This is a genomic window from Sphaerospermopsis reniformis, from assembly GCF_005402885.1.
Classification (GTDB): Bacteria; Cyanobacteriota; Cyanobacteriia; order Cyanobacteriales; family Nostocaceae; genus Sphaerospermopsis; species Sphaerospermopsis kisseleviana.
On sequence record NZ_BJCE01000096.1, the window covers coordinates 1 to 19729 of the forward strand.

Below are 19729 nucleotides of genomic sequence, written 5' to 3' on the forward strand. Positions count from 1 at the left end.
TGGTGATTGGTGATTGGTAATTGGTGATTGGTAATTGGTAATTGGTGATTGGTGATTGGTGATTGGTAATTGGTAATTGGTGATTGGTGATTGGTGATTGGTGATTGGTAATTGGTAATTGGTGATTGGTGATTGGTGATTGGTAATTGGTAATTTTTGTCAAATTTATGTTATTAATGATATAATGAAGATTATTATTCATTAATAACTATGACTATAACAAAAGAACGCCAAATTACTCTAGATGAATTTCTGAAATTACCAGAAACTAAACCAGCATCAGAATTTATCAACGGGGAAATTATACAAAAACCAATGCCACAGGGTGAACACAGCCTTCTACAGATTAAATTGTGTACTACTATTAACCAATTAGCCGAAACACAAAAAATTGCCTATGCTTTCCCAGAACTACGTTGTACTTTTGGTGGAGATACTATTGTACCGGATATAGCTGTATTTCGCTGGGACAGAATACCTAAAACCGCATCAGGGAAAATTAACAACCGTTTTGAAATTCATCCTGACTGGGTAAGCTGTTGTGCATTTAATTTGTATAAGTGGAACAGGCATCTTGCCTGTTAAACAAGAGTTCAGAATATTAGGATTATACAATTTAGCTGTGTAACAGCTTAATAGAAATACTTTCTCCAGAACAACAACAAAAAAAGGTATTAACTAAATTATTACATTGTTCCCGCAATGGTACAGAATTAGTTTGGTTAATGAACCCAGAAGAAGAAAGTGTTTTAGCTGTGTTTCCTGGGCAAAAAATTGATTTATATGACGGTGAGGATCAGTTGCCAATAGTTGAAGGTGTTAATTTAGAATTGACGGTAAAAGAAGTATTTAGTTGGTTGAGTTTTAGTTAATTATCAATAAATATGAAGGAATTGGGATTTCCAGAATATTCCTTGACATAGTATCAATAGTGGTACTATAATTTTTCTATGGCACAAATTGAAAAACTTTTAGCTGAAATAAAAAATAATCCTAAAGATGTCAAATTTACTGATTTAATTTAGTAAAACTTTGTAATCATTATTTCGGAGAACCTAGACAGCAAGGAACAAGTCATTGTGTCTATAAAACACCTTGGTTTGGAGATCCAAGAGTTAACATTCAAGAAAAGAATGGAAAATGGTTAACTACGACCACTACACATATAAAATTACCTGGTCAAGTGAAGATCAAGAATTTGTAGGATTATGTGCTGAATTTCCTAGCTTATCTTATCTCCATGAAAATCGTAATTTGGCTTTAGAAGGTATTACGAATTTGGTCAAAGATATAGTATTAGATATGGAAGCTAATGGTGAAGAAATTCCAGAACCTATTGCAGAAAAAACCTACAGTGGTAAATTTCAAGTTCGTATTACTCCTGAACTTCATCGAAAATTAGCAATAGAAGCAGCAGAAGAAAATGTCAGTTTGAATCGTTATGTAAGTTATAAACTGGGATCTTGAAACTATCTAAATTCCAATTAATTAAAACCCAAAAATAAAAATCCTGTTTTTATCCTGTAAATCCTAAAAGAAATGCTAAAATCCGGCTATATACGAATAGACAACGACCCCATCACTGGAGTCGTTACCTACCATTTCCACGAAATGTAGCACCAAAAGGCACTCATACAACACCAATTATCAATTGTCAATTCTCAATTGATAATTAATTTCTACCTAGCCATTTTTGACCGTTTAAACGGTAAACTAGGCGAGATACCAATAAATCAAGGGTAATTTTGCGCTCATCTATTAAGAATGACTCTAGGGTACTGGGTTTTTTACCTTCGTTACAGGAAAAACCCTTTTTACCTTGAATGTCTGCATCGGGGAAATAGACGTTAAACTGTTTTTGTCCATTTTGCCAAGAACCAATAATTTGCCAGCATTCTTCCGCTGAGTCAAAGCCAATAATAGGATACTTCTGCTTGGCAAAATTTAGCTGTGCATCTGGTACTCCTTCATTTGCGATCGCCTTTTGTAAAGCTGGTAAATAATGTTGCTGCATAAACTCTTCAAACGGTTTATCTTCCACTGCGGGGGGTTTTTCTTTCTTGGCCGCAGGTTTAGCAGCAGCGGGTTTTTCGGTTTCTGCTTGATTTTGATTGGTTTCTTCTGCCATTGCTCAGGTCAATCCTTTATCTAACTGTGCTATAGTCAGTCATTCTTATTTTTACATATCATATTCTTGGCGTTGGTAATTGGTGATTGGGGAAGAGGTGATTGGTAATCAAAAGGAAGAATCATGGAATTAAGTATTGTAGACAACTCTTTGCAAATAGAATTTACTTTAACAGAACAACTTATAGCCATTCGCTTTCACAAACTTTGGCAAATACCCCTAAATCATATTATCTCTGTCACCATAGACCTACCACCAAAAACACTGAAAGATTTACGCGCCCCTGGTACTTTTGTACCGGGATTAATTAAAGCCGGAACTGATTATACAAACAGAGGTAAGGAATTTTGGTATGTGACAAGAAAAAATAATTTTGGTCAGGTTTTAAACATTGATTTAATTAATGAAACCTATCAGAAAATAGTCTTAAATAATATCGAAAATTATCAACAATGGCAACAACAACTAACTCAACACAGATGAACATATAGCAGGAGTCAGGAGTCAGGAGGAAGTTAATAACCCAATTACCAATTACCAATTACCAATTACCAATTACCAATTACCAATTACCAATTACCAATTACCAGCCTCAACAGATATAATAAGTGTTCAACCAGACATGATATAAGATAACAAAGAATAATTTGTGAGGAGCTAAAAATGGGTAAGAAATATGATGTTTATGGTGTGGGTAATGCCTTGGTAGATATAGAATATGAAGTATCTCCAGAGTTGCTAGAAAAGTTAAACATTGATAAAGGTGTAATGACACTACTAGATGAAGATAGTCAAAATCTTATGTTAGACAATCTCAAAAATCTTCATTGTCATAAAAGTTGTGGAGGTTCAGCAGCAAACACAATAGTGGCTATTAGTCAACTAGGAGGAAAAACTTTTTATTCCTGTAAAGTTGCTAATGATGAATTTGGAGAGTTTTATATTCAAGATTTACTCAATTGTCAGGTAGATACTAACCTAAAAAATGCTGATTTGCAATCAGGAATTACAGGTAAATGTTTAGTATTAGTTACTCCTGATGCTGATCGTACCATGAATACATTTTTGGGAATAACAGGAGAATTTTCGAGTCAAGAATTAGTTCCAGAGGCGATCGCAGATTCAGAATATTTATATATCGAAGGTTATTTAGTTACATCTCCCACCGGTAAAGCAGCAGCTATTCAAGCTAGAGATATTGCTAAAAATGCCGGAGTTAAAACCACCATGTCCTTATCGGATTACAACATGGTAAAATTTTTCAAAGATGGTTTATTAGATATGATCGGACCTGGTTTAGACTTTATTTTTGCTAACGAAAGTGAAGCGTTAGGTTTAGCAGAAACAGAAGATTTTCAGGTAGCTGTAGATAAACTGAAAATTCTCAGCCAGAAATTTGCTATTACTCGTGGTCCTAAAGGTTCTATAGTCTTTGATGGGGAAAAATTAATTGAAATTTCCGCACCTCAAGTTCATGCTGTGGATACAGTGGGTGCAGGTGATATGTATGCAGGAGCTTTTCTTTATGGTATCACCCACGGTATGAGTTATGAAGCAGCAGGAAAATTAGCATCTACCGCAGCTTCTCAAGTAGTTACAACCTACGGACCAAGATTAAAAGTTGAGGATTTACAAGCGTTGCTAACTGTTTAATGGTTAATTGCTCCCTTCCCACTCAAAGATTACCTATAAAGATTACCTATAAAGATTACCTATATTTCGTCCCTGAAGGGATAAGTTATGAAAATTATAGGTAATTTAACAGTGGGATAGGAGTATTATTTAGCTAACTGCTGACTGCTGACTGCTGACTGCTGAATATTAATTTTAACCACCTGCAATAGCAGGAACAATACTCACTTCATCACCATCTTTTAAGGGTGTTGCTGTTCCACCTAAAAAGCGGATGTCTTCGCTATTAACGTATAAGTTTAAGAAGCGATTTGGTTGTCCTTCTGCATTGCATAAACGCGACTTAATACCTGGACAAACTTGCTCTAAAGAATCAAATAATTCAGCAATGTTGGTACCACTGCATTCTAAGACAGCTTGATTATTTGTAAATTTTTGCAGCGCAGTGGGAACTAGAACTGTTACGGCCATAGTCTAAAGATTAGTTTTTAGTTTTCAAGTGAGAGTTGGTAGGGGGTTAGCATTGCTCAACCCCTAAAGTCAGTGGTTAATTGTAATTTACCAATGACATTAACTAAACAAGAACTTGTTGCCATTCTAGGCGATCAAGAGTGCGGGATCTTTCTAACGCCCGTTCAAAACTATCAAGTTTGGCATCAATAGTCAAAGGTTCACCAATATAACCTTGTACCGCTTCTTGGGTTTTCAAACCGTTGCCAGTGATGTACACAACTGTAGTTTCATCTGGATCAATTTTACCAGCTTCTACTAATTTTTTCAGCACGGCGATGGTTGTACCACCTGCGGTTTCGGTGAATATACCTTCAGTTTCTGCTAACAGTTTGATACCTTCGATAATTTCTGCATCATTTACTGATTCAATATTACCGCCTGTTTTTTGGGCGATTTCTACAGCATAAACCCCATCTGCTGGGTTGCCAATGGCAATGGATTTAGCAATTGTATTCGGTTTTACTGGTTGAATAAAGTCTCTTCCTTCTTTGAAGGCTGTAGCAATTGGAGAACAGCCTTCTGCTTGTGCGCCACTAAAGCGAACTTTTTTACCTTCGACTAAACCAACTTCGGTAAATTCTTGGAAACCTTTATAAATCTTGGTGAACAATGAACCAGAAGCTAAAGGTGCAACTATATGATCTGGTAGTTCCCAACCGAGTTGTTCTGCAACTTCAAAACCTAATGTTTTAGAACCTTCGGAATAATAAGGACGAAGATTAATATTGACAAATCCCCAACCGTGTGTATTGGCAACTTCTGAACAAAGGCGGTTTACTTGATCGTAGTTGCCTTTGACTGCCATTAAGGTGGGACTGTAAATTAAACTACCTAATACCTTACCAGCTTCTAAGTCAGAAGGAATGAATACACAGCAATCTAAACCAGCATAGGCAGCGATCGCAGCGGTAGAATTTGCCAAGTTGCCGGTACTAGCACAGGAAACAGTTGTAAAACCTAATTCTCTAGCTCTGCTCAGTGCCACAGACACCACCCGATCCTTAAAGCTCAGGGTGGGCATATTTACGGCATCATTTTTAATATAAAGTTTATTTAGACCCAGGCGACGGGCAAGACGATGAGAACGCAATAAGGGAGTCATCCCTGTTCCCACATCTATATAGTTGTCGGTAGCAACGGGTAAAAATTGACGATAACGCCAAATTGAATTAGGACCAGCTTCAATAGTTTCTCGACTGACAGACTGACGCAAAACATCATAGTCATATTTAACTTCCAATGGACCGAAGCACAACTCACAAACATGAGTAGCTTGGAGTTCGTATTCTGCACCACATTCTTTACACTTGAGTGCTTTCAATATGGAAGTGTTGGCTTTGTTTAAGTTTGCGATGGCCTGAGTCATAAACTAGCTTTCCCCGTATATCCGTCAACTGTGAAAAAAATACTAACACGAGGCAAAATACTCGTCAAACATACCCGACAAAAATAGTCGGATATTAGGTTACAGGGAACAGGGAACAGGGAACAGGTGACAGGTGACAGGTGACAGTAAGTAGGAATGGATCAATCTAAAATCCAAAATCTAAAATCTAAAATTATCCTCCGCTAACGGGGGGAATAAGTACGACTTCATCACTATCTTTGAGAGGGGTGTCGGGTGCAACAAAGATTAAATTAATGCCATAGCGGGTAACATCACGCCATTGGTTCAGTTCTGGGTGTTCTGATATGAGGCGATCGCATACAGCTTTGACTGGTGTACCATGAGGAAATTCCAGCATTAGTTCCGAAAGTCCATAAGCTTCTTGATAAGCAGCGAACAATTTAACGGTTACAGAAATTACAGATTCAGACATACAATAATTGTTCTCAAATTTTTTTCACGCCCTGGTTAATTGAATTATTACAAGAAATAGAATGCAAGCCGAATTTAACTTTTTTCAGCACTGGTATCCTCTTACACCAATTGAAGACCTTGATCCACAACGTCCCACCCCGGTAAAATTGTTAGGAATACGTTTAGTAATTTGGAAACCTAGATCATCTGCAAATTACCGGGTATTTTTAGATCAATGTCCTCACCGTTTAGCACCTTTAAGCGAAGGTCGTATTGATGACAAAACAGGTAATTTAATGTGTAGTTATCATGGTTGGCAATTTGATGATCAAGGTATTTGTACTCACATTCCCCAAGCGGAAAATACCGAAATTGTCACCAAAAATCAAGAAAATTTCTGTGTCCTTTCTTTACCAGTACGTCAGGAAAATGACTTACTTTGGGTGTGGCCAGATGCGAAAACCCCCGAACTAGCAGCAAAGACACCTTTACCTTTATCACCACAAATAGACGCTAGTAAAGGATTTGTTTGGACTTCTATAGTCCGTGATTTAGAGTATGATTGGCAGACATTAGTAGAAAATGTAGCTGATCCTAGTCATGTTCCTTTTGCTCATCATGGAGTACAAGGTAATCGAGACAAATCACAACCCATAACTATGAATATAATTAAATCAACAATTGATTTAATTGAAGTTTCCATTCCTAGAGGTTTACCAACAACAATCACTTTTGAACCACCTTGTCGTTTAGAATATGCGATTAGTCTGGGTCAGACAGAAAAGAAATTAGGACTGATAGTTTATTGTGTACCTGTATCTCCAGGAAAATCGAGAATTGTTGGTCAATTTAGTCGTAATTTTGCGAAAACATTTCATTATTTAACACCCCGTTGGTGGGATCATATCACTAATAGAAATGTGGTGTTAGATGGTGATATGATTTTGTTAAATCAGCAAGAATATTTGTTGCAGCAAAAACAAGAAAGGGAAAGTTGGAAAACAGCTTATAAATTACCTACCAGTGCAGATAGATTAGTAATTGAGTTTAGGACTTGGTTTGATAAATATTGTCATGGTCAGTTACCTTGGAGTGAGGTGGGAATTAAGGATACAGAAACTAAAATCAATGATGATAGACTGGTGATGTTGGATCGTTATCAACAACATACTCAACATTGTAGCAGTTGTAGAACCACAGTTAAAAATTTAGAACGTTTGCAAATAGGACTTTTAGCTTATTTTGTCATAGTTGTATCTGGGGTGGCAATTCTTCCTGATGCTTTCCGTCTAAAAGTGGGTTTACCCTTAATAATTACCGCACTTTTAGGAATGGGAATTTATACTTGGTTGAAACTTTGGCTGATTCCTAAATTCTACTTTGTTGATTATATTCATGCCCATAAATAATTCAAAACTCCTGACTCCTGACTCCTTACCATTGAACTAAAGCGATAAATCGCTTACTACGAACTAAAATTTATTGTTTTAGATTTAATTCTTGGAAAGGTTCTGAGGATTCATCTAATTTTAAATTACCAGTTAAATTACCAGCAGATTGACCATTAATTTCTAGTTGATAATTTCCTTGGGGTAAATTTTCTAAACAATCAACTTCTAAAACTTAATCCCTAACCGTTCAAAATCGCGCTGAACTTCGTTAAACAGAGCTTTATTGTGGGGATCTGTCTTGATAGCTTTTTTTAGATAAATTCTGGCTTTTGGCAGTTGTTTTTGGGCAATTAGCGCCCGTCCCCAAATTTGATAAGATATAGCTTGCCATTGTTTGACTTCTATATCCCCAGGTAATCTAGCAGCTAAAGCTTCAACCAGAGCGATCGCTTGGGGAAAACGTTTTTCCTGTAAAAACCGCTGCAACTGTTCATAAGTCTTCCACTTTAACCGTTCCTCTATATCTTCTGATGTTGGTGGATGAGGCATTACTGTTGTTGATACTGACGGTGGGGATGCTACCTGGGTAGAACTATCCTCAAACACTGATGAAGTGGATGAAGGGGATGAAGAGGATAAAGAGGATGAACTATGTGATTTTACAGCTATTTCCTCAGGTGGTACTACCGTTTGCAGGAGTTTGTAAGCCTCCGTCAAGGCAATAAATTTTTCTTTACACTTTTCATCATCTGGGTTGAGATCGGGGTGATATTGCTGTACCAGTCGCCGATAAGACGCTTTAATTTCAGCAAAAGAAGCTCCTGACCTTAACCCCAATAAACGGTAGCAATCTCCGATATCCATGTTGCTTTGCTCCAATTCAAAATTCAAAATCAAAAATTCAAAGTTAAGATGCTTTTGAATTTTTAACCTTGAATTTTGAATTTATTTTGCCCTGTTTAGATGCGTTCTTCAATCACACGGTCAATTAAACCATATTCCTTGGCTTCTTGAGCAGACATAAAGAAATCCCGATCCATGTCTTTCTCAATTTTAGACAAAGCTTGACCAGTGTTATTAGCATAAATCTGATTCAGTTGGCTACGAATTCGCAGAATCTCTCTAGCTTCAATTTCAATATCAGAAGCTTGTCCGCGAGTACCGCCGGAAGGTTGGTGAATCATGATCCGGGAGTGAGGTAAAGCTAGGCGTTTACCCTTAGTACCAGCAGCTAATAAGAAAGATCCCATGGAAGCTGCTAAACCCACGCAAATAGTGACAACATCAGATTTGATGTGTTGCATGGTGTCATAAATTGCCAAACCAGATGTCACCATCCCACCGGGGGAATTGATGTACAAATAAATATCTTTACCTGGATCATCGGAATCCAAATAAAGCATAACGGCAATAATTTGGTTAGCAATTTCATCATCGACATCTCTGCCCAGGAAAATGATTCTTTCCCGGTATAGACGGTCATAAATGCTAATCCAATCTGTATATTGTCCTCCGGGCATCCGGTAGGGAACTTTAGGCACACCTATAGGCATTTTTACGACTCCATTTGTAGTTTATTTAGATTGGGAGATGGGGGTAGATTAATCACCTAATCCCCAGTCACCAATCACCAGTCACCTTCTTAAAGCACACTTGCAGGAAGTGGGGGGTTGGCGAGTTCTTCTTTTTCAAACACGCGGTCTATTAAACCGTATTCCTTGGCTTGGTAAGGAGTCATGTAGAATAGACGATCCATGTCTTTGGTGATTTTTTCTGGTGCTTGTCCTGTGGTGCGTGACAGAATATCCACCATTGAGGCTTTGTTTGCCAAAACTTCTCTAGCACGAATTTGAATATCTGTAGCTTGCCCTTGGGCGTAACTCTTAGGCTGATGCAGGATAATACTAGAGTTAGGCAAACTTGCACGACAACCTTTTGTCCCAGCACTTAACAACATAGCAGCCATACCCATTGCTGAACCAATACAGATGGTGTGGATGGGAGGCTTAATGTATTTCATGGTGTCATAAATAGCGAAGGCTTCGGTTTCAAAACCGATAGGTTCGCCACTGTAACCAGATGTTCCAGTAGAGTTGATATAGATTTTAATGGGTTTTTCTGGGTCGTCGGATTGTAAAAATAGTAGTTCAGCGATGATCAATTCTGTAACCGCAGGAACTAATGGCATTCCCAGATATACTATTCTTTCCTTTAATAGCAGGGAAGGTAAGTCTGGGGGTGGTGTGCGGTAGGAATTTTCGCCGTAATAGGCAGCTTGTACAGCTTTGATGGGAAAATGTTCCATAGAATCTCAATCGCCTAAAACTATGCCGTTAACTGTATTACATCCTAGCGCGATCGCAAAATAATTAAAGGGTGTGGATTTCTAGGTAGATGATTGGGGATTGGAAGCCATCCAATACATTTTTTATGCTTTTTCTGTTTATTTTGTTTTTGGACTTGACAAGCCGTGAATACTGTTGTACACTTATGTTATGAGTGGGAATCTGTGGGCGCAATATATATGGTGTTTTTAACAGCCTGAGTTGGGAACGCAGATGAACGAAGATTCTCAGCATCAAGATTAAAGGATGTACAGGATATATTCTTTGCGCCTTTGCGTCTTGGCGTGAGGAAATAGATAATTTATAGATAATTTATAGATAATTTATTACCTAATTGGGAAATTAGCGAGTATATTTTTGTATATGTTCTAAAATGTAACGTATCTACCAGAACTCTCCCATGAATCAAATATGCTGTCTAAACCCAGACTGTCATAATCCAACCGTAGCAGATACGACAAAGTTTTGTCCTAGTTGTGGCATTCCTTTAGTTATCCTTAGAAACCATTACCGTCCGGTTAAACCTTTGGGGGGTGGAGGTTTTGGGAAAACTTATTTAGCAGAAGATACTGATAAATTTGAGGAAAATTGTGTTATCAAACAACTTGCACCGCAAACGCAAAATACCTATGCTTTAAAAAAAGCAACAGAGTTATTTGAAGAAGAAGCTAAAAGATTACAACAACTGCAACATCCGCAAATTCCTAGACTTCAGGCATATTTTGAGGAGAATGGATATCTATATTTAATTCAAGATTTTATTGATGGAGAAAATTTATTAATTGAGTTAGCGAATGGTGAAACTTTTGATGAAAGAAAAATTCGTAAATTGTTGCTGGAGATTTTACCAGTTCTGCAAATAGTTCACAATCAAAAAATCATTCACCGCGATATTAAACCGGAAAATATTATGCGTCGTCGCAGTGATGGAAAATTATTCTTGATTGACTTTGGGGCATCTAAGCAACTTCAGGGTACAATGCGTCCAGGTACGATCATCGGAAGTTATGGTTATGCTTCTTTAGAACAGATGGAAGATAGGGAAGTTTATCCAGCGAGTGATTTATTTAGTTTGGGTGCAACTTGTTTTCATTTAATGACAAGGGTGCATCCTTGGAATTTATGGAAAACTCAAGGTTATGGTTGGGTAGAAAAATGGCGTGTTCATTTACAGCAACCTGTGAGTGTAGAGTTAGGTAAGATTTTAGATAAGTTATTACAGACAGAATATCAAAATCGTTATCAGTCATCTGATAAACTTTTGCAGGTTTTACAGACTCCACCCCAACCACCCCAACCACCCCAACCACCCCAACCTCCAATTTCTCAAAAATTGGGAAGTTCTCAAAATCAATCTTCTCAAAATCAATCTTTGCAAAAATCGGGAAGTTCTCAAAATCAATCTTTCCAAAATCAATTTCCTCAACCTACAATTATCACCCGGAGAAATTTCTTGGTTTATCCCAGCTTATTTGTTGGTGGTGTGACTATTGCTGTTGTAGGACAAAATTTATTATTCCCAAGTCCTAAAAATCAAACTTCTGAAAATCAAACTTCCTCAAATACACCAACTCCCAAAAATCAAACTTCTGAAAATCAAACTTCCTCAAACTCCCTCTCAACCTTTAATTTTGAAGTTGTCACCACCGACTCCACCGGAAGCATCATCAACCGACGCAACTCCTCAGCGCGATATTTTACCGAAGACTTGGGAAATGGTGTGACTTTAGAAATGGTGGAAATACCAGGGGGAACATTCCTCATGGGTTCACCGGAAACTGAGAAAGATAGAGCATCAAATGAAGGTCCCCAACGTCAAGTAACTGTTCCCAGTTTTTTTATCGGGAAATATCTAGTAACACAAAAGCAATATGAAACAATCATAGGGAATAACCCTTCTAAGTTTAAAGATGGTGGTTCGACTTTGGTTCGACTTCGCTCACCAACCACGCTCACTAACAAACGTCCTGTAGAAAGAGTTAATTGGAATGATGCGGTTACATTCTGTCAACGGTTAAGCCAAAAAACAGGAAAAACCTACAGATTACCAAGCGAAGCACAATGGGAGTATGCTTGTAGAGCCGGAACTACCACACCATTTTATTTTGGTGAAAGTATTACCACTGATCTGGTAAACTATGATGGTAATTTCCCTTATGGTTCTGCTCCTAAAGGTGAGTATCGTCAACAAACCACAGATGTAGGAACTTTTCCCCCTAACGCTTTTGGTTTGTATGATATGCACGGCAATGTTTGGGAATGGTGTTTGGATGATTGGGTAGATAACTATAATAACGCGCCTACAGATGATGGTGCTGTGACAAGCCAAAGCGAAAGTAAGGTGCTGCGTGGTGTTTCTTGGGGCAGCAGCCCCAGCTATTGCCGTTATGCGTATCGTTACAGCTACCTCAACCCAGACCGCAGAAGCAACTACCTCGGGTTTCGGTTGGTAGTTTCCGGCGCAAGGACTCTTTAGTTCTTTACTCTCTTACCCTTTTACCCTCTACACTTTTTCTTTTTTCCCTTTTTCCTCGCCGTCAGGCGTTCAATTTTTTTTACGGTTTTTAATATGTCAGAATCAGGATATCTGGTTACTGAGCGAAGTCGAAGTACAGGATTTTAGGATTTACAGGATAGGATTTTGGTTTGATGTTATATGATTTGAGTTACTTAAGTTTTAACATATCATATATATTTATTAGATGTCAATATTTGTCCGCATCAGGATTTAGGGATTTATAGGATAGGAACGCGGATGAACGCAGATTGTTAAAACTAAGATTCAAGGATGTACAGGATATCTTCTTTGCGCCTTTGCTCCTTTGTGCCTTTGCGGGAAATAGATTTTCGTCTGAATCAGGATGTCCAGGATTAAAGGATGAACAGGATAGGATTTTAGTTTGGTGTTTATAGACTCAGTATATGATTTTGACTTTAAAAGATCACAGATGTGGTGGAGATGTCCAGGATTAAAGGATGAACAGGATGAAAACAGAAAATCTCTCTAAAACCTCTTCCCTTGGTGTCCTTCGTTTCTACCCTGCGGGAACACCTCCGGTGATGGTGGTTCATTCCTTCCATAACTTGTGCGTAACGAACCATCATTAAATAACATCCTGTAAATCCTATAATCCTGGTTATCCTGATTCTGACAAAAAAAGCCTTCAAAAATAACCAACCATCATTAAATCGTATCCTAGAAATTCTTAAATCATTTAAATAGATCTGTCCGAAAATTAAATAAGCATAACCTGAAACCCATTCGTAGGGACAATTCATGAATTGTCCCTACATCTTTTTCGGAGAGGTCTAATCATGATTCAGATCATTTGCGTTTATCTGCGTTTTTATCCTGTAAATCCGGTAATCCTGGATATCCTGATTTAGACAATACGACACCCTTGGATTATTCTAAAACCTATCATAACACAACCCTCTCAGAAGTCAAGACCCTTGAAAATACGTTGAGTCATTCGCAAGTATTCTCAATAATTTAGGGGTAAAAAAAGGTGCTGAAACTTTTTTGGGATTTTTGGGGGAAAATAGAGTTAAGAATTGTTAAGGTGTTGGGTGAGAGGTAGAACCTCTATGTTCACATTCCCAGTCAGAGACTGGGAACAAGAGAAACGAGAGACGAGAGACGAGGTAAACCTTCCTGCCTCCTGCCTTCTGCCTCCTGCCTTCCTGCCTCCTGCCTCCTGCCTCCTGCCTCCTGCCTCCTTTATCTGTTTTCCGTACTCTGTTAACTGGAGATTGAAGTTATTTATAAATAGATATAGATAATGTCGTTAGGAAAATGACTTTATGAAAGTTAACTTGCAACCTCATTTAAATGATGCTTGTGTAGACTCGAATCAACCTAGTAGTCAACGTCAGTTAGCGGTTTCGATTTCGGCGATTGGGGAAACTTTAGATCCTAGTGTGCCATTAAATCTATGTTTAATATTAGATCATAGTGGTTCGATGCGGGGGCGATCGCTGGATAATGTGAAAAAGGCGGCTTGTTTGTTGGTTGACCGTCTCAGTGAGCAGGATAGACTGAGTATTGTGGTTTTTGACCATCGTGCGAAGGTTTTAGTGCCTAATCAGGTAATTGCAGAGCGAGATTACATCAAACAGCAAATTAATCGTCTTTCTGCGGATGGGGGTACTGCAATTGATGAAGGGTTACGTTTGGGAATAGAAGAGTTAGCCAAGGGTAAAAAAGATACTGTTTCCCAAGCTTTTTTACTGACAGATGGGGAAAATGAACATGGTGATAATAATCGCTGCTTGAAATTTGCTCAATTAGCGTCTGACTATAATTTAACCTTAAATACGTTAGGGTTTGGAGACAATTGGAATCAGGATATTTTAGAGAAAATTGCGGATGCAGCGTTAGGAAGTTTGTCACATATTGAACGCCCTGAACAAGCGGTGGATAAGTTCAATAGTCTGTTTACTCGGATGCAAACAGTGGGTTTAACAAACGCTTACCTGTTATTTTCCCTGATGCCGAATGTGAGATTAGCAGAATTAAAACCTGTAGCTCAAGTCGCTCCAGAGACAATTGAATTACCTGTACAAACAGAACCAGATGGACGGTTTACAGTGAGATTAGGGGATTTAATGAAAGATGTGGAACGGGTGATTTTGGCTAATATTTATTTGGGACAGTTGCCAGAAGGTAGACAGGCGATCGCTAATGTGCAAGTACGCTACGATGATCCCGCACTGGATCAAGCTGGTTTATTTTCCCTCAATATGCCAGTTTATGTGAATGTAGATCGCACTTACCAACCGAGTACCAATCCCCAGGTGCAGCAGTCAATCTTAGCTTTAGCCAAGTATCGCCAAACCCAGTTAGCGGAAGCAAAATTACAGCAAGGCGATCGCGCTGGGGCGGCCACCATGCTCCAAACCGCCGCCAAAACAGCTTTACAAATGGGTGACGCTAGTGCAGCGACGGTGTTGCAAACTTCAGCTACTCGTTTACAAGCAGGTGAAAATCTATCAGAGAGCGATCGCAAGAAAACCAGAATTGTCTCAAAAACTGTGTTGCAGGATGCTCCTCCTACATGAAAGTTAAATTATTATCGGCACTAAATGATACTAACGTTGACGCAACCCAAACTACTAACCAGCGTCAACTAGAAATTTCCATTTCGGCTATTGCTGATGAGCTTGATTCTAGTATACCCGTGAATTTATGCCTGATTCTCGATAAAAGCGGTTCTATGCACGGCGAAGCTATGAACACAGTGATTCAGGCAGTGGAACAATTATTAGATCAACTCAAACCCGGAGACAGGATCTCAATTGTGGCTTTTGCGGGTACTGCTGAGGTCATTATCCCTAACCAAATCGTTCAAGACCCCAAAACCATCAAAACCCAGTTACACAAAAGTCTGAAAGCTGGAGGCGGTACTATTATTGGTGAAGGTTTATCTTTGGGAATTACAGAATTGCTCAAAGGAACAAAAGGTGCTGTTTCCCAAGCTTTTCTACTCACAGATGGTCATGGTGATAACGGGTTAAAAATCTGGAAATGGCAGATAGGATCAAATGACAACAACCGTTGTTTGCAACTAGCACAAAAAGCCACCAGATTAAATATCACCATTAACACCTTTGGTTTTGGTGATGACTGGAATCAGGACTTACTAGAAAAAATCGCCGATGCTGGTGGTGGTACTCTCGCTTATATTGAGACTCCTAACCAAGCTGTGGACCAGTTTAAACGCTTGTTTAAACGCATTCAATCTGTGGGCTTAACCAATGCCCATTTATTGCTGTCTCTCGTTCCTGGTGTGCGGTTAGCAGAACTCAAACCAGTCGCCCAAGTTGCCCCAGAAACCATTGAGTTACCAGTGGAAACAGAAGCTAATGGTAGCTTTGTGATTCGTTTGGGTGATTTAATGAAAGATGTAGAAAGGGTAGTTTTGGCGAATATTTATTTGGGACAATTGCCAGAAGGTGAACAAGTCATTGGACATATTCAGATTCGCTACGATGATCCAGCACAGAAAAAAGAGAGTTTACTTTCTTCCCTGATGCCGATATATGCTAATATTACTCAGACTTACCAACCAGCATTAAATACCCAGGTGTCACAGTCAATTTTGGTATTAGCTAAATATCGCCAAACTCAGATTGCAGAGGCAAAATTAGAACAAGGCGATCGCACAGGTGCAGTCACAATGTTGCAAACAGCAGCGAAAACTGCTTTACAAATTGGTGATACCAATGCCGCAACCGTATTGCAAACTTCTGCTACTCGTCTGCAAGCCGGTCAAGAACTTTCGGAAGCAGACCGCAAGAAAACCAGGATTGCATCAAAGACGATTTTAGGGTAGTAATTAAGTAGGGGTTTAGCAATGCTAGACCCCTACCGACTAAAAAAACACCTATCTCCCGTTTAATTTATATTAAAATTTTCACACATATTCTTTGTTTAGTTATAATTTGATTGCTCATGCTCAGAAGGTAAAAAATGTAAACCTATGAAGGTGTTTTCAGTGTATGATAATAAAATAATTCCGCACTTCACTAACACCTCTATTGGCTCAAATACAAGATTATTTGAGTTTGTTTAATTTAGTAAATTGCAATCAGCAACACATATCAAGTATAAAAATTATGAAAACTCTAAGGATTCCACAACAATATCAATCAGGCATTAATTTAATTATCAAAATAGATGAAATTTTATTTAACAAATTAGTGAATGCAATCACTGAAGTTAACCCCTTTGTAAATATAGATAGCATAGTATTGGAATTATCTGCACAAATAGAGGAAATATCTATACAACTACACAAACCTCTTTTAGAAGAGACGGGATGGACTCATAAATTAAGCAAAATCAGTTTCTTTTACAGAGTAGAAAATGTTATTGATGTACACAGGTTTTTGCAAAAGCATTCAAACCTGATAGATGTGCTGCTAGAAGCTCATCCACAAATAAGAAAGTATTTCCCAAGTGAGAAATTAAGATTAAAGTTGTACGTTGATCCTGAATCTCCTCAATGGGAGAAACTGGTACTTTCTATCTGTGCTAGTTCAGAATCTGTTGATCAAGCTCTAAATCAACTAGATGAATTGGATGAAAATTGGTGGATAGATGCTTCATTAGGGGTTGCTGTAAATCTTTGTATTCATTTGGACTTTGAATGAAATTTGATTGGTTAAGTTATTTAGAGGTTGCAGAAACTTTATATAATGAAGTAATTAATACCTCAAATCAGGCAAATAGTGCATCAATTAATGAAGCGAAAATACGCGCTTGTATTAGTAGGGCGTATTACTCTGCTTTCTGTTTAACTAGAAACTATTTACGAGATTTTGAAGGATATGATAATTTAAAAACCCTTAAATATAGTGTACATGAATATGTAATTACAGAATTAAAGAGTTATACTAAAAACCGTGATTTTAGAAAATTAGGAGAAATTTTAGAGCGGTTACGTCTTCTGAGGTGTGAAGTTGACTATGAAGATTATATAGCTGCTAATACTCTTATTTCTAAAGCAAAACAAGCGATTAAGGATGCCAAAAAGGTAATTGATTTATTGAATAAGTTTACCAGTGGCAAAAAACTATAGAATTGTTTTTAAGAATAGAAGAAAGCAATTTATGATAAAAATATTAAATATTCATCACAGCGCTATCATTTGTTCAGATTACCAAAAATCAAAACATTTTTATGTTGACATTCTTGGTTTTCCGATTATTCATGAAACCTTCCGCAAAGAGAGAAATTCTTATAAACTAGATTTAAAAGTAGGAAATACCCAAATTGAATTATTCTCCTTTCCTCACCCTCCCGCAAGACCTAGTAAACCAGAAGCTTGTGGTTTAAGACATCTTGCTTTTGCAGTTGAGAATATTGAAGAAAGTGTGAATTATTTAACCTCTCAAAATATCGAAGTGGAAAATATCAGAGTGGATGAAATTACAGGCAAGAAATTTACCTTTTTTAAAGACCCAGATAATTTACCATTAGAAATTTACGAACTATAAATATATTGAATATGATCATTTATGATCATTAACGTAATACCATTTTTATATTATCATATAAAGAAGGAATATGAGTAATCACAGTGGACAAATAAACCACATTTGGGTACAACCTCAAAATCCTGCAAAGGTAGAGACAGAACCAACATTTTATTATTTTGCCTATGGTTCTTGTATGTGTCCAGTGGATTTAAAGCGATCGCTTGGTGAAAATACATACCCTTATGTCATTGGACCTGCTATATTAAAAGAATATAAACTCAGATTTTATGGTTATTCTCCCCTGCGTAAATGTGGGGTTTTAGATGTAGTCAATGATTCTACATCCTTAGTCACAGGTGTACTTTATCAGTTACCTTGGAGACTCAGCGAAAATCTCGATCAACGTGAAGGTGTTTCCCAACAATTCTATCGTCATGAAATAGTAGATATTCACCACAAAGATCAAATATATAATAATGTTCGTACTTATGTAGTAGTGAACAAATTAGAAGAAGAAGTTGCACCTAATGATTGGTATTTTAACGTTGTGCTAAGGGGTGCAATCACCTGTGGACTACCTGAAGAATATTGTTGGCATTTATTTAATAAAATGCACCAATTACAACAGCAACATAAGCATCAAAAAAAGTAATTGATAATTGATAATTGATAATTGATAATTATTTATTCTTCTGACTCCTGACTCCTGGGGCAACCACGGGGGGTTTGCCCCTACTCCTAATCTAATTCCCTTCTTCCTTCCAAAGCCCTAGCCAGTGTCACTTCATCAGCATACTCTAAATCACCACCCACAGGTAAACCAAAAGCAATGCGCGTTACCTTGGTAAACGGTTTGAGTAGCTGACCTATATATAATGTAGTGGTTTCCCCTTCCACACTGGGACTAATAGCCATAATTACTTCCTGGGGTTTTTGTTGACTGACTCTCCTTACCAAAGCTTGAACCGTCAACTGTTCTGGGCCAATACCATCCATCGGCGAAATTACCCCACCCAAAACATGATACTTCCCTTTATACTCGCGGGTTTTTTCCAAAGCTATCACATCACGGGAATCTGCAACTACACAAATAGTTTGATTATCCCGGTTCGGGTTGCGACAGATATCACATACAGGTTCAGATGAGAGGTGAAAGCAGACTTGACACAAACCTACCTGTTTTTTAGCATCAATCAATGCTTGTGCTAAAGCTTCCACTTCAGATTCTGGACGCTTCAAAATATGCAACGCTAGACGCTGGGCAGATTTTGGACCCACCCCAGGAAGGCGTTGCAGTTGTTCAATTAACCGGGCTAAAGGACGTGCGTAAACCGTAGTTTTATCTCCAGTATTTTCTCAACTTTACTATGATGACATTTTTGGGGAGTTTTGGAGAAACTGTCTGAATCAGGATGTCTGGTTACTGAGCGCAGTCAAGCTATGTCGAAGTAAGTCAAAGTACAGGATTAAAGGATTAACAGGATGAAAAAAGCCATTTTAGGGACTTCCAAGAAATAGATTATCCAATAGACATCTCCGAAAATTACATAAGCGTAACTTGAAACCCTTGGTAGGGACAATTCATGAATTGTCCCTACATCTTTTTCGGAGAGGTCTAATATTGTGGGATGGGCTTCTAGAACACCGATTCATTAATCGTAAGGGCGAAGCATTCGGGTGATAACCTATCGGTGAAACCAGTTCATATTCTGTCCGAATGCTTCGCCCCTACAAGAGACATTTCCGGGAATTAATGTAGAGACGTTCTATAGAACGTCTCTACAAGGGTTTTAGAAAACGCATATTTAATTTTCGGACAGGTCTAAGGTAAAAACAGATTACCTAGCATTACTAAATCGACGTTTTAGCCCATCCGGGTTTAAGGGCAGACAAGACTTATACTGAGCGTGTCGAAGTATGTCTACCCACAAGAATT

Annotated in this window: 20 protein-coding genes and 1 pseudogene; 12 read left to right on the forward strand and 9 right to left on the reverse strand. The window is 38.0% G+C overall.

Annotated elements, in window-relative coordinates; translation table 11 throughout:
• Window positions 1-202, reverse strand: a 202-nt coding sequence (locus tag FFR48_RS14500) for a hypothetical protein (RefSeq protein WP_137667848.1), incomplete at its 3' end; no start/stop codon positions are given.
• 8 nt (window positions 203-210) lie between these two features.
• Between FFR48_RS14500 and FFR48_RS30580 the strand changes: the two are divergent.
• Together FFR48_RS30580 and FFR48_RS14515 are read left to right on the forward strand one after the other, a co-directional pair.
• A pseudogene (locus tag FFR48_RS30580) lies at window positions 211-872 on the forward strand (Uma2 family endonuclease).
• Between the two features lie 268 nt (window positions 873-1140).
• Window positions 1141-1467 carry a type II toxin-antitoxin system HicB family antitoxin gene (locus FFR48_RS14515; RefSeq protein ID WP_137667849.1) on the forward strand — a complete coding sequence of 109 codons (327 nt, stop codon included), beginning with the start codon at window positions 1141-1143 and terminating at the stop codon, window positions 1465-1467.
• Between the two features lie 205 nt (window positions 1468-1672).
• Here the strand turns inward: FFR48_RS14515 and FFR48_RS14520 are convergent, their stop codons facing one another.
• The gene (locus FFR48_RS14520) at window positions 1673-2128 is read right to left on the reverse strand and encodes a DUF2996 domain-containing protein (RefSeq protein ID WP_137667850.1); all 456 of its coding nucleotides are present in this window, start codon (window positions 2126-2128) and stop codon (window positions 1673-1675) included.
• 123 nt (window positions 2129-2251) lie between these two features.
• Here FFR48_RS14520 and FFR48_RS14525 point away from each other — a divergent pair, with 123 nt between their 5' ends.
• The gene (locus FFR48_RS14525; RefSeq protein WP_137667851.1) at window positions 2252-2611 is read left to right on the forward strand and encodes a hypothetical protein; all 360 of its coding nucleotides are present in this window, start codon (window positions 2252-2254) and stop codon (window positions 2609-2611) included.
• 180 nt (window positions 2612-2791) lie between these two features.
• Window positions 2792-3781 (forward strand): adenosine kinase, encoded by a 990-nt coding sequence (locus tag FFR48_RS14530; RefSeq protein ID WP_137667852.1) that lies wholly within the window; start codon window positions 2792-2794, stop codon window positions 3779-3781.
• 174 nt (window positions 3782-3955) lie between these two features.
• On the opposite strand, the gene FFR48_RS14535 is transcribed toward FFR48_RS14530, so the two are convergent.
• The 3 genes from FFR48_RS14535 to FFR48_RS14545 form a co-directional block, all read right to left on the reverse strand.
• Window positions 3956-4231, reverse strand: a complete 276-nt coding sequence (locus FFR48_RS14535) for a MoaD/ThiS family protein (RefSeq protein ID WP_137667853.1) — start codon at window positions 4229-4231, stop codon at window positions 3956-3958.
• A gap of 103 nt (window positions 4232-4334) precedes the next feature.
• Complete coding sequence (gene thrC / locus FFR48_RS14540) at window positions 4335-5639, reverse strand: threonine synthase (protein WP_096571904.1); 1305 nt, start codon at window positions 5637-5639, stop codon at window positions 4335-4337.
• A 193-nt stretch (window positions 5640-5832) separates the two neighbouring features.
• Complete coding sequence (locus tag FFR48_RS14545) at window positions 5833-6093, reverse strand: MoaD/ThiS family protein (protein ID WP_137667854.1); 261 nt, start codon at window positions 6091-6093, stop codon at window positions 5833-5835.
• 61 nt (window positions 6094-6154) lie between these two features.
• On the opposite strand from FFR48_RS14545, the gene FFR48_RS14550 reads away from it, so the two are divergent.
• Window positions 6155-7483 carry an aromatic ring-hydroxylating dioxygenase subunit alpha gene (locus FFR48_RS14550; protein WP_137667855.1) on the forward strand — a complete coding sequence of 443 codons (1329 nt, stop codon included), beginning with the start codon at window positions 6155-6157 and terminating at the stop codon, window positions 7481-7483.
• A gap of 207 nt (window positions 7484-7690) precedes the next feature.
• Here the strand turns inward: FFR48_RS14550 and FFR48_RS14555 are convergent, their stop codons facing one another.
• The 3 genes from FFR48_RS14555 to FFR48_RS14565 all read right to left on the reverse strand — a co-directional run bounded on the left by FFR48_RS14555 (window position 7691) and on the right by FFR48_RS14565 (window position 9770).
• A complete protein-coding gene (locus FFR48_RS14555; protein WP_137667856.1) occupies window positions 7691-8329 on the reverse strand; it encodes a J domain-containing protein in 639 nt (212 codons plus the stop codon).
• A 95-nt stretch (window positions 8330-8424) separates the two neighbouring features.
• Complete coding sequence (locus FFR48_RS14560) at window positions 8425-9018, reverse strand: ATP-dependent Clp protease proteolytic subunit (RefSeq protein WP_096571907.1); 594 nt, start codon at window positions 9016-9018, stop codon at window positions 8425-8427.
• Between the two features lie 89 nt (window positions 9019-9107).
• Complete coding sequence (locus FFR48_RS14565; RefSeq protein WP_096571908.1) at window positions 9108-9770, reverse strand: ATP-dependent Clp protease proteolytic subunit; 663 nt, start codon at window positions 9768-9770, stop codon at window positions 9108-9110.
• Between the two features lie 440 nt (window positions 9771-10210).
• On the opposite strand from FFR48_RS14565, the gene FFR48_RS14570 reads away from it, so the two are divergent.
• The 7 genes from FFR48_RS14570 to FFR48_RS14600 all read left to right on the forward strand — a co-directional run bounded on the left by FFR48_RS14570 (window position 10211) and on the right by FFR48_RS14600 (window position 18445).
• Window positions 10211-12286, forward strand: a complete 2076-nt coding sequence (locus FFR48_RS14570) for a bifunctional serine/threonine-protein kinase/formylglycine-generating enzyme family protein (protein ID WP_137667857.1) — start codon at window positions 10211-10213, stop codon at window positions 12284-12286.
• Between the two features lie 1328 nt (window positions 12287-13614).
• Complete coding sequence (locus tag FFR48_RS14575; protein WP_137667858.1) at window positions 13615-14871, forward strand: vWA domain-containing protein; 1257 nt, start codon at window positions 13615-13617, stop codon at window positions 14869-14871.
• A complete protein-coding gene (locus FFR48_RS14580) occupies window positions 14868-16145 on the forward strand; it encodes a vWA domain-containing protein (RefSeq protein ID WP_137667859.1) in 1278 nt (425 codons plus the stop codon). The genes FFR48_RS14575 and FFR48_RS14580 overlap by 4 nt, the downstream gene beginning before the upstream one ends.
• A gap of 205 nt (window positions 16146-16350) precedes the next feature.
• Window positions 16351-16965, forward strand: coding sequence for a hypothetical protein (locus FFR48_RS14585; RefSeq protein ID WP_137667860.1), 615 nt, complete (start codon window positions 16351-16353; stop codon window positions 16963-16965).
• The gene (locus FFR48_RS14590; protein ID WP_137667861.1) at window positions 16962-17393 is read left to right on the forward strand and encodes a HEPN domain-containing protein; all 432 of its coding nucleotides are present in this window, start codon (window positions 16962-16964) and stop codon (window positions 17391-17393) included. The genes FFR48_RS14585 and FFR48_RS14590 overlap by 4 nt, the downstream gene beginning before the upstream one ends.
• A 34-nt stretch (window positions 17394-17427) precedes the next feature.
• The gene (gloA2, locus tag FFR48_RS14595) at window positions 17428-17811 is read left to right on the forward strand and encodes an SMU1112c/YaeR family gloxylase I-like metalloprotein (protein WP_137667864.1); all 384 of its coding nucleotides are present in this window, start codon (window positions 17428-17430) and stop codon (window positions 17809-17811) included.
• Window positions 17812-17881: 70 nt separating this feature from the next.
• Window positions 17882-18445, forward strand: a complete 564-nt coding sequence (locus tag FFR48_RS14600; protein WP_137667862.1) for a gamma-glutamylcyclotransferase family protein — start codon at window positions 17882-17884, stop codon at window positions 18443-18445.
• 86 nt (window positions 18446-18531) lie between these two features.
• On the opposite strand, the gene recR is transcribed toward FFR48_RS14600, so the two are convergent.
• Window positions 18532-19089, reverse strand: a complete 558-nt coding sequence (gene recR, locus FFR48_RS14605) for a recombination mediator RecR (RefSeq protein WP_228051973.1) — start codon at window positions 19087-19089, stop codon at window positions 18532-18534.
• Between the last annotated feature and the right edge of the window lie 640 nt (window positions 19090-19729).

Bases quoted from the DNA above. Each gene is read 5' to 3' on its own strand.
- FFR48_RS14515 (WP_137667849.1), top strand. From the start codon at position 1,141: ATGGTTAACTACGACCACTACACATATAAAATTACCTGGTCAAGTGAA.
- FFR48_RS14520 (WP_137667850.1), bottom strand. From the start codon at position 2,128: ATGGCAGAAGAAACCAATCAAAATCAAGCAGAAACCGAAAAACCCGCT.
- FFR48_RS14525 (WP_137667851.1), top strand. From the start codon at position 2,252: ATGGAATTAAGTATTGTAGACAACTCTTTGCAAATAGAATTTACTTTA.
- FFR48_RS14530 (WP_137667852.1), top strand. From the start codon at position 2,792: ATGGGTAAGAAATATGATGTTTATGGTGTGGGTAATGCCTTGGTAGAT.
- FFR48_RS14535 (WP_137667853.1), bottom strand. From the start codon at position 4,231: ATGGCCGTAACAGTTCTAGTTCCCACTGCGCTGCAAAAATTTACAAAT.
- thrC (WP_096571904.1), bottom strand. From the start codon at position 5,639: ATGACTCAGGCCATCGCAAACTTAAACAAAGCCAACACTTCCATATTG.
- FFR48_RS14545 (WP_137667854.1), bottom strand. From the start codon at position 6,093: ATGTCTGAATCTGTAATTTCTGTAACCGTTAAATTGTTCGCTGCTTAT.
- FFR48_RS14550 (WP_137667855.1), top strand. From the start codon at position 6,155: ATGCAAGCCGAATTTAACTTTTTTCAGCACTGGTATCCTCTTACACCA.
- FFR48_RS14555 (WP_137667856.1), bottom strand. From the start codon at position 8,329: ATGGATATCGGAGATTGCTACCGTTTATTGGGGTTAAGGTCAGGAGCT.
- FFR48_RS14560 (WP_096571907.1), bottom strand. From the start codon at position 9,018: ATGCCTATAGGTGTGCCTAAAGTTCCCTACCGGATGCCCGGAGGACAA.
- FFR48_RS14565 (WP_096571908.1), bottom strand. From the start codon at position 9,770: ATGGAACATTTTCCCATCAAAGCTGTACAAGCTGCCTATTACGGCGAA.
- FFR48_RS14570 (WP_137667857.1), top strand. From the start codon at position 10,211: ATGAATCAAATATGCTGTCTAAACCCAGACTGTCATAATCCAACCGTA.
- FFR48_RS14575 (WP_137667858.1), top strand. From the start codon at position 13,615: ATGAAAGTTAACTTGCAACCTCATTTAAATGATGCTTGTGTAGACTCG.
- FFR48_RS14580 (WP_137667859.1), top strand. From the start codon at position 14,868: ATGAAAGTTAAATTATTATCGGCACTAAATGATACTAACGTTGACGCA.
- FFR48_RS14590 (WP_137667861.1), top strand. From the start codon at position 16,962: ATGAAATTTGATTGGTTAAGTTATTTAGAGGTTGCAGAAACTTTATAT.
- FFR48_RS14600 (WP_137667862.1), top strand. From the start codon at position 17,882: ATGAGTAATCACAGTGGACAAATAAACCACATTTGGGTACAACCTCAA.